Genomic DNA, 8,852 nt, shown 5'->3' on the forward strand with positions numbered 1-8,852 from the left:
ACCATAAAAAACTATGAAAAATCATGCGGCTAACGAACTCTTACCGCCCCGCGGCAGTTTCTCCGTCAAACTACGGGGGAAGACTCGCTGCGTGCGTTGAGAGGCAGCATCTCCTTACCGCGCTGGTGCTACTGGTACCGATTTTTGCGGGAGTTTCCCAGGCGTTCGCACAACAGGCGAGCCAGCCGGGTTTCGATCCGCGCCAGCCCGAGAAATACTTTGAAAACCAAACCGAACGGGAAACACTGAACCGCCCGCCGGTCAGGCTGCCGACGGTCGGCCAGCCCAACACCGGCGGCGATACCAAGCCGCAATTTGTGCTGCGCGGCGTCAACGTCAGCGGCGCCCACGCCGTCCCCCCCGATCGCATTGCCGCGGTCTATCAGCCGTATCTCGGCAAGAAGGTCTCGCAGGCGGATCTCGCCGGCATCGCAGGTGCGATCAGCGATCTCTACCGCGCCGACGGCTTCCATCTGAGTCGGGCCATCGTGCCGCCGCAAGACATTGCGGACGGCCGGGTCCGGATCCAGGTGATCGAAGGCGCCATCGTGCAGGTCGAGCTGAAAGGCGGCGGTGCCGAGCAATTCGGCGTCAAGCCGATGCTCGGGCCGGTTCTGGCCGAACAGCCGTCGCGCCTGCCGACGCTCGAACGCCAGCTCTTCCTCATCAATGGCAGGCCGGGCGTTCGGATCGCGGATAGCGCGCTCGAGGAGATCGGCGGCGCATCCGGCCGCTTCCGTCTCACAATCTATTTGAAGACCTGGCACGTCTTCTCCTCGTTCGGCCTGGACAATCTCGGATCATCCTCGGTCGGCCCCTGGCAGACCTATGCCACCGGCGCGTTTAACTCCTACCTCACGGCCGGCGATACGCTGGCAGTCAACCTGTCGACCATTGCGAACGATCCGCGCCAGCTCGGCTTTGCGCGGCTGTCCTATGACGCGCCCGTCGGCGTCGACGGCATCCGCCTCGGTGCCTCCGTCCTCTACAGCGCGGTCCGGCCGGGCGATGCCCGCCGCCTCGACGGCGACATCACGACGACCGAGGCCTTCGAGCTGCGCGCCAGCGTCGTTCCGCTGCAATCGCAATTCTCCACGCTCACCCTGACTGCGGCAACGAGCTTCAGCAATGTGTCTGAGCACGACCTGTACGGCCCCTGGTACAACGACCACATCAGGACAGCGAGCCTGACCGCCGACTACAGGCTGCAGGATCACTTCGGCGGCACCAATTTCGCGACGCTGACCTACCGCCAGGGCCTCGACGTCTTCGGCGCTTCGCATTTCGACGACGCTCTGTTGTCGCGCGACGGCGCCTCGTCGAACTTCTCGGTGCTGAACCTCTGGTTCACACGCTACCAGACACTCAACGATGCCTGGTCGCTCAAGCTCTCCGCGGCGAGCCAGACAGCGTCGCGGCCGCTGTTCACCTCGCAGCAGTTCTATCTCGGCGGGGCAGCCTTCGGCCGGGGCTACGGCGCAGCCGAGATCAGCGGCGACAACGGCCTTGCCGGCTCGCTCGAACTGCGCTTCGACCAGAAGCTCAATTTCCGTTACTGGACCGGCTATGAGCTCTACGCCTTTGGCGACGCCGGCGCCGTCTGGAACGACGGTTACCGCCTGAGCGAGGGCCTGTCGCTCACATCGGCCGGAGCCGGTGTGCGATTCTTCCTGCCAGACGATCTCCAGGCTGATCTCGGCGTGGCGGTGCCCTTGAGCTACCGGGCACCGGAGAACGAGCGCCGCAAACCCCGTTTCCTGTTCACGCTGTCGAGCGCCTTCCGGCTCTGCCCTGAACGCGGCAAAACCGGCTGTCTCTAGCCGCCCGCCGTGTCCCCCGGATGCGGCCCTTTTGCGGCCTTGCCCACAGACTTGCCTAAATTTAATCCCGTAACCTGCTCACGATCGCTCGATCCGGGAGTTCCCAATGGCCATGTTCAGCCGAACGTGATTTGAGACGAAACCATGAAGAGGGTGTTTGCAATCCTGGCGTTTCTCTGCGTCCTCGGCGTCGGGGAGTATTTCCTCGTCAGCCGGTTCGCGATCCGCCATGAGGCTGTGGCGCTGTTCGACGCCTCGCGTCAGCGGCCGATCGCCGTCGAGGTGGCCGTGCGGCGTGACTACGAGACCAAGGCCAATCTCGGCCTCTGGAAGCTTCCCGTTGCCATCATCAGCAACGGCAACACCGTCAAGGCCACCGAATATTCGTTCCTCGCCAACGTGCTCGCCGCGCGCGGCTATCTGGTTGTCAGCATCCAGCAGGACCTGCCGAGCGATCCGCCGTTGATGACCCGTGTCGGTCAGCAATATGTCGGCCGGCGTGACGTCTATATCCGCTGTGAGGCCAACATTCTTTTCGTGTTGGGCGAACTGAAGAGGCGGCAGGAGAACGTCGACTACGACCACATCACCCTTGTTGGCCATTCCAACGGCGGCGATGTCTCGATGTACGTCGCCCACCAGCACCCGGAGTTGGTGTCGAAGGTGATTACCCTCGACAATCTGCGGGTGCCTTTCGTGCTCAGCGACGGCATGAAGATCCTGTCGTTCAGATCGAAAGATCCGCATTTCGTGACCGATCCCGGCGTGCTGCCGACGCCGGAAGAGGCCAAGGCGCGTGGTATCGACATCGTCCACACCGGCGCCCAGCACACGGAGATGAGCGATCGCGGCCCCAACTCGGTCAAGGAGAAGATCCAGGAAACGCTCGACCGCTTCCTGCGTGACAGCGCCAGCAGCGCGCTCGCGCCGGCTGACACGAAGAGCCCGATGATCATGAATCCGGGCGACTATTAGCCAGGAATGCTTTGCGGCAGATCAAGGCGGCTCCGGGGCGGCGGGATAGAAGAGCCGTATGGCCCCGGAGAGACACGTGTCGCAGTATATCGAAAGTCTTGATGCGAAAGGTCTGCCCGCCGCGAGGATGCCGGCACCCGTACGGCATTTCTATCGTTCGGTCCGCAAGCTGCTGCGATCGATCATCGCGCGCATTGATCTCTCGCAATTTCCGGGATCGTGCTGCGGATAAGCATGGCGGCGCGAACGAATGCATGAAGGTTACCCTATGCACCAGCATTTGAGACGAATCTGCCTGCTGCTTGCCGTAACCTCGAGCGTCGGCACGTCGTCCGCGCTCGCCGCCGATGCCAATCACGGTGCCGACCTTGCCAAGCGCTGGTGCGCCAGCTGCCATGTCGTCGCGGACGGCCAGACCCAGGCGAGTGCCGACGTCCCCTCCTTTGCCTCCGTTGCGGGCAGGCAGGACTTCAATCCGGAGAGGCTCGCCTTCTTCCTGCTCGATCCGCACCCGAAGATGCCGAATTTCCCCTTGAGCCGGACCGAAGCCGGCGACATCGCGGCCTACATCGCATCGCTGCGTTAGCGCATGATCCGCCCCGAAGGGCGTGTCAGCGCAAAGCGCGATGACGATCTATCCCACTCTCATCGCGCTTTGGCGGCGCGCCGAGCACCACATCTGCCACAAAATGCAAATCCCTGCCGGCGGACCGACAGGGATCAGCAGAAGGGATGCCAGACGGCGAATGAGGTCATTCGGTGGCCCGGCATGGATCCGCGCCAGCATCGAAGTGCGGATCGCCACACCATGCAAGTTCAATTTGTGGGCACGCTGTCCAGACGCCGAGAATCAGGACTTGCCTTTGCCCGGCTGCATGAGACTGCCGGTCATCTGGCGCATGTGATCTCCGGCGCTGGTGAACTGGCTGCGCAGGAAATCGGACTGGATTCGCATCGCTTCCTGGAGGTCGGTGGCATGAACCAGCTTGCGTGCGTGCTCGAAGGCCGACTTCATGTTCTGCTCGGTGAAAACCAGTGCCTGCTTCGACACCTCCGTCCCCGCGCCTGGAACGGATGACATCGATTTGGTGGCGGCTTCGAAAAACATGCCGAATGCTTTTTCCGCCTGGTCAATCGTCTGCTCGGCCAAGTCGCGCAGTTCGGCCGGAACTTCGAGCTTCGGTTCGATCATGGTCGCACTCCTCCCGTTTTCCCAACTGAATACCACACTTGGCGGATCGCCTTCCAGCGCCAGCCTCGGGGGAAACGTCGCCGGCAGTCCGGCTCCGGCAGGAAAACGTAGCGGGAAAACGAAGGAGACGGCGTAAGGCCGGCGCGCGGCCGGGCTCAGGACAAGGGGTGCTCGGGAAGAGCTTCTTCGGTGGCGAGGTCTTCGACCAGCTTGATGACCTCGAAACGCTGTCGAGGCGCGAGCTTCAGGAACGCACGGAGCAGGCGCAGACTTTCGACCGTACCGCTTGCGGGCACGCCGAGCTTGAGGTGCAGTTCAGCGGCGAAATTGAGGTTTTTCATCTCGCACCTATGACAAGCATCGGCCTTCGTGATCCACTCAAGAACCGAACGCCATGACAAGACGCCACAACAGGACCCTATCGCGACGAACTCTCGACCGGATAGCCCCGACCGGTTGGCACGCTGAACGACATGTCCCCAAACCACAGGCTCAACCAGAGGGTTGCAATTATGTCAAACAACAACCCGTCCGGCAAGTCCAACAATGGCTGCAGCGATGCTTCGTCTGCATCGCACCGTGGCAATTCCGGATAACAGGAATATCGACCGCCGTCACCCACCTGCGTCAAGAAGCGGCATCAATCACGCACACAGCCTCGGTCGCTGTCAATCGGCGCAACGTTTCGGCATGTTTCCGATATGAATGGACGCTGGCTGCGAATGAGCGGCTTTCCAGCGCTTACACGCAATTGTTGCGTCCGCCCACGGCGGTTGTAATCGCGGCAAAATGAAGGTTGATCTGGCAGCCGATCTCCAGCGTCCCCTGATCTCGGCGCGGCTGTCGCCTCGGGATTCATTGATCCGGAAATGTTTCCGCCCATGAACCGTTGTCCATGAGCGAACGACCAAGCCGTTGCGACACGGCCACGCAGACGACGGCGCCATGGCTGAAGACTCTTCGATTCGGGCGCGCGTCAGCACCAAAGGACGACGGCATGCTTTCTCGCTGCGATCTCATCAAGGGCGCCGCGGCTGCGCTTTTCACCCTCTCGATACAAGGCGCCTGGGCGCAGGAGACCAAGATGAACCTGTTCAAGATCATCACCGTCAAGGACGAGATCGTCGTCGGGTTATCGACAGAGGAACTCCAGGCGCTTGGCGGCAATGATGCCAGCGCGGTTGCGCACGCGCTGGCGCAGAAGGGCGATCTCACCGTCTGGCAATACAATGTGCACCGCGGCCCGAGCGGGGAATTGCAGCAGGCGCCGACCGCCAAGATCGGGCTTCTGGCAAATGCCTCGCTCCGCGTCGAGCCCTACACCACGCCTTACCAGATCGTACCGCATCCCTAGGCAACAGACTGACACGCCGGCAGCCGAGGCCGCCGGCGTGCCGTATTCATCTGCGCCGCTCTGCCCGTTGCGTCCCCGTTTCTGTCGCAAAGCCATAGAGCAGCGCCAGCCGGTCCAGACATTCGCGAAAACGCCGCGCAAAATAATCGTTCCAGCGCTGCGTCCGGACGGCGCGACGCTCCCCGATCTGATCCATGGTCAGGCCCAGTATCAGCACGTCGTGCACCAGCGCGGCGCCGTCGGTGCCGAGTTCGCGCTCGACCCGGTTCAGCCGCAACACCGCCTGGCGCTGGCTCTCGGTGACGGGCTCACGCGTGCGCGCGCCATCGACATATTCCCGGGTCGGGTCCATCGCCTGAGGACCCCGCTCCGCCCTCTCCCAATCGTTCTGGAAGGCACGCCCGCCGCGGTATTGCGCCTCGTCGATCTGGTGGTGTGCCTGCAGCCGGCCGAGGGGATCGCTACGGATCGACCGGATGGCCACGATCTTCTCACCGGAATCGAGCGCCAGCGGATTGTCGACCTCGACCTCCGCCACTTCGGCATTGAACGGCAGCTCGCGGGACCGCCGGTCGTAGATCTGCGTCAATTTGTAGGATTTATTGCGTCGGACACGAGCCACTCGGATACTCCTTGCGAAATCATCGATGGAACGACGGGCCACAAGCTCAGGCAGCCGAGACCAGCCTCAGCACAATCGGACCGGGCGCGCGGGCGGACGCAGCACCAGAGCGGCGCGTCAGGCGCGCATGCGGCGCGCAATAGCTGGAGCCCGGCTGGCGCGGATGGCCACAGAAGGTGATTTCCTCCCCGTCCTTGTCGCCGCCATAGGGATAGCGGCAGTCGCGGCGCGCGAGTTCGACCAGCGGAATCAGGCGAGGCTGAACGCCGACGCAGCGCAACTTGAGCCGCGCAGGCTCCATTGCGGATTTCGGCGGCAAATTCAGGCTCGGTAATGCCGGCTGGCGCGGCGAAATCAGACAGGCCTCGCCCGGCAAGGACGGCACGATCGACGGGCTCGTCATTCGCGCAGGCGCGGCGAGTCCCAGCCGCTTGGCGCGGCCCGCCACCGCGTTGCGCGTGTAAGCCGTTCCAAACCTTGCGTTAATCTGTCTTCCGATCTCCGCGTGAGACATGCCTTTGAGAAAATAGTCGCGAAGCGCGTCGGAGTGCTCCGACGGCCAATGGCCCGGTTCCATGTTGCTGTCCTGTGATGCGCCTCCTCCCATCGAACGACCGGAGGCGAAACACACATTCCGGTATTCCGAAGATCGAGTCAAGTGATAATTCTGATATTCATAATTGCAATAATTCCGAATTTCGGATTACAAGAGCCAAGTCGGTGCGCAATCGAGGGAATCACCATGTTGGACGTTGCAATGATCGAGCGGGGCCTGGAGAAGACGGGCAAGAGCAAGGGCGGCCTGGCGGCGGCCATGGGCGTGCGGCCCGGCGCGGTCTCGGAAATCCTCGGCGGCGAACGCCTGGTGAAGGCCTCGGAAATCATTCCGATCATGGAATATCTCGAGCTCAATCTCGCGCCGATCATGGGCCGCGTCGGCGCCGGTGCCGTGATCGAGCCGGATTATGAGCAGGTTCCGCCGGAGGGGCTCGGCGATATCGCGCTGCCCTTCCCGATCATGGAAGAGACCGTCGCATTCGAGATCGTGGGCGATTCGATGCTGCCCAAATACGAAAGCGGCGACGTGATCGTGGTCTACAAGGACCAGCGCCATCCGCTGTCGAGCTTCTACGGCGAAGAGGCCGCGGTCCGGCTCAAGACCGGCGAACGCTATTTGAAGACCATCGAGCGGGGGAAAAGCCCGTCCGTCGTCAATCTCACCAGCTTCAATGCCAAGCCGATCGTCGGCGTGAAGCTGGAGTGGGTCGGGGAGATCTGCCTGTCGATGCCCAAAGGGCAGCTTGAGCGGCTGCGCGCGAAATCGGCGCGCCCTCGCAAGAAGGGGAAGTGAGCGCCCCAGTCAACCGATTTCGATTTTTTGGAAATCGAGCTTGACTTGATTCCGTTTTTCGGAAATACTCTGCCGCGCTCCCGCAACGGCGCGGTAGAGTTGTTGTCATGCAGTATTTCGTCGTGATGATCGACTATGGACGACGAGGCCGCGAGGCCGTCGTCGATCCTGAGATCACGAGGCGTGAGGTCATCTCCCGCATCGCCTCGGGTGAATACCAGAATGTGTCGTTCATCCACGAAATTGCAGAGAATTCGGTCGAGGACGTCACCGAGGCCATCCTGACCGAGGCCGCCCTGCCCCAGATCCCGCCAGAGGATGTCGACCTCCAGGCATCCAGCCTCGATCACGTCCGCGATCTGCGCAAGCACGAACGGACGTGACGCAGACCGGATAGCCTGCGCCACCGTCCGGCCGGACATTACACCAGAAGGACGGTCGATCCCGTGGTCTTGCGCGCGGCGAGATCGGCATGCGCCTTTGCGGCGTCCTTCAACGGATAGGTCTGGCGCACCTCGATCTTGACCGCACCGGACTTGACGACGTCGAACAGCTCATTCGCCATCGCGACCAGATTTTCGCGCTTGGCGGCGTAGGTGAACAGCGTCGGCCGGGTGACGTAGAGCGAGCCTTTCTGGGCCAGCAGGCCGAGATTGAGCGGCTCGACCGCGCCGGAGGACGCACCGAACAGCGCAGCGACGCCGAGCGGCGCGAGGCAATCCAGCGATTTCAGGAACGTGTCCTTACCGACGGAGTCATAGACCACGGGGACCTTCTTGCCGCCCGTGATCTCGTCGACCCGCTTCACGAAATCCTCGCGCGTGTAGATGATGACATGGTCGCAGCCATGCGCCTTGGCAAGCTTGGCCTTTTCGTCATTGCTGACGGTGCCGATCACGGTCGCGCCGAGGTGCTTGGCCCACTGGCCCAGGATCAGACCGACGCCGCCGGCAGCGGCATGCAGCAGGATGGTATCGCCGGCCTTCACCCGATAGGTCTGCCGGATCAGATATTGCGTGGTGAGCCCCTTGAGCATCATCGCCGCCGCAGTCTTGTCGTCGACGCCGTCGGGCAACTTCAGCAGGCGGTCCGCAGGGATCAGCCGCGCCTCGGAATAGGCACCGAGCGGCGAGGCGCCATAAGCGACACGATCGCCCGGCTTCAGATCGGCGACACCTGGGCCGACCTCCTCGACGATTCCGGCCGCCTCGCTGCCGAGCCCGCTCGGCAGTTGCGCCGGGTAAAGGCCCGAGCGGTTGTAGATGTCGACGAAGTTGAGACCGACGGCGGTGTGGCGGATGCGCGCCTCGCCCGGTCCGGGCTTGCCGACGCTGACCTCCTCCCAGACCAGGACTTCCGGACCGCCGGTCTTGTGAAAGCGAATGGCATGCGTCATCGGCGTTGCTCCCTTATCGTTGGGTGAGATCCGAAGAGCCGGATTGGCCGCAGAAATAGGCATTCAGTCCGCCCGTTACAGTACGGACCCGTAACAAGAATGTCACAGCGAGCGACAAACCTCCGCCGTTCCATCTCCGTTC

At 62.6% G+C, this 8,852-nt stretch carries 11 protein-coding genes; 6 read left to right on the plus strand and 5 right to left on the minus strand.

Features of this window, described 5'->3' with window-relative positions:
- Positions 1–23 precede the first annotated feature (23 nt).
- The 3 genes from IVA81_RS38010 to IVA81_RS38020 all read left to right on the plus strand — a co-directional run bounded on the left by IVA81_RS38010 (position 24) and on the right by IVA81_RS38020 (position 3,381).
- Entirely contained in the window at positions 24–1,820 is a 1,797-nt protein-coding gene (locus IVA81_RS38010; RefSeq protein WP_247327813.1) for a POTRA domain-containing protein, read from the plus strand.
- Between the two features lie 144 nt (positions 1,821–1,964).
- A complete protein-coding gene (locus tag IVA81_RS38015) occupies positions 1,965–2,795 on the plus strand; it encodes an alpha/beta hydrolase (protein WP_247327814.1) in 831 nt (276 codons plus the stop codon).
- A gap of 268 nt (positions 2,796–3,063) precedes the next feature.
- A complete protein-coding gene (locus IVA81_RS38020; RefSeq protein ID WP_247327816.1) occupies positions 3,064–3,381 on the plus strand; it encodes a c-type cytochrome in 318 nt (105 codons plus the stop codon).
- A gap of 264 nt (positions 3,382–3,645) precedes the next feature.
- On the opposite strand, the gene IVA81_RS38025 is transcribed toward IVA81_RS38020, so the two are convergent.
- Positions 3,646–3,987, minus strand: coding sequence for a phasin (locus tag IVA81_RS38025; RefSeq protein ID WP_247327818.1), 342 nt, complete (start codon positions 3,985–3,987; stop codon positions 3,646–3,648).
- Positions 3,988–4,142: 155 nt separating this feature from the next.
- A complete protein-coding gene (locus tag IVA81_RS38030; RefSeq protein ID WP_100232833.1) occupies positions 4,143–4,328 on the minus strand; it encodes a hypothetical protein in 186 nt (61 codons plus the stop codon).
- 656 nt (positions 4,329–4,984) lie between these two features.
- Here IVA81_RS38030 and IVA81_RS38035 point away from each other — a divergent pair.
- Positions 4,985–5,341 (plus strand): hypothetical protein, encoded by a 357-nt coding sequence (locus IVA81_RS38035; RefSeq protein ID WP_063202837.1) that lies wholly within the window; start codon positions 4,985–4,987, stop codon positions 5,339–5,341.
- 46 nt (positions 5,342–5,387) lie between these two features.
- Here the strand turns inward: IVA81_RS38035 and IVA81_RS38040 are convergent, their stop codons facing one another.
- A complete protein-coding gene (locus IVA81_RS38040) occupies positions 5,388–5,963 on the minus strand; it encodes a hypothetical protein (RefSeq protein ID WP_247327821.1) in 576 nt (191 codons plus the stop codon).
- Positions 5,964–6,009: 46 nt separating this feature from the next.
- Entirely contained in the window at positions 6,010–6,540 is a 531-nt protein-coding gene (locus IVA81_RS38045; protein ID WP_247327822.1) for a GcrA family cell cycle regulator, read from the minus strand.
- Positions 6,541–6,705: 165 nt separating this feature from the next.
- On the opposite strand from IVA81_RS38045, the gene IVA81_RS38050 reads away from it, so the two are divergent.
- On the plus strand, positions 6,706–7,314 hold the full coding sequence (locus IVA81_RS38050) for a S24 family peptidase (RefSeq protein WP_247327824.1): 609 nt from the start codon (positions 6,706–6,708) through the stop codon (positions 7,312–7,314).
- 107 nt (positions 7,315–7,421) lie between these two features.
- Positions 7,422–7,697 carry a hypothetical protein gene (locus IVA81_RS38055; RefSeq protein ID WP_247327826.1) on the plus strand — a complete coding sequence of 92 codons (276 nt, stop codon included), beginning with the start codon at positions 7,422–7,424 and terminating at the stop codon, positions 7,695–7,697.
- Positions 7,698–7,735: 38 nt separating this feature from the next.
- Here IVA81_RS38055 and IVA81_RS38060 read toward each other — a convergent pair whose 3' ends face one another.
- Positions 7,736–8,710 carry a quinone oxidoreductase gene (locus IVA81_RS38060; RefSeq protein ID WP_247327827.1) on the minus strand — a complete coding sequence of 325 codons (975 nt, stop codon included), beginning with the start codon at positions 8,708–8,710 and terminating at the stop codon, positions 7,736–7,738.
- Between the last annotated feature and the right edge of the window lie 142 nt (positions 8,711–8,852).

Source organism: Bradyrhizobium sp. 141, from assembly GCF_023074055.1.
GTDB lineage: Bacteria > Pseudomonadota > Alphaproteobacteria > Rhizobiales > Xanthobacteraceae > Bradyrhizobium.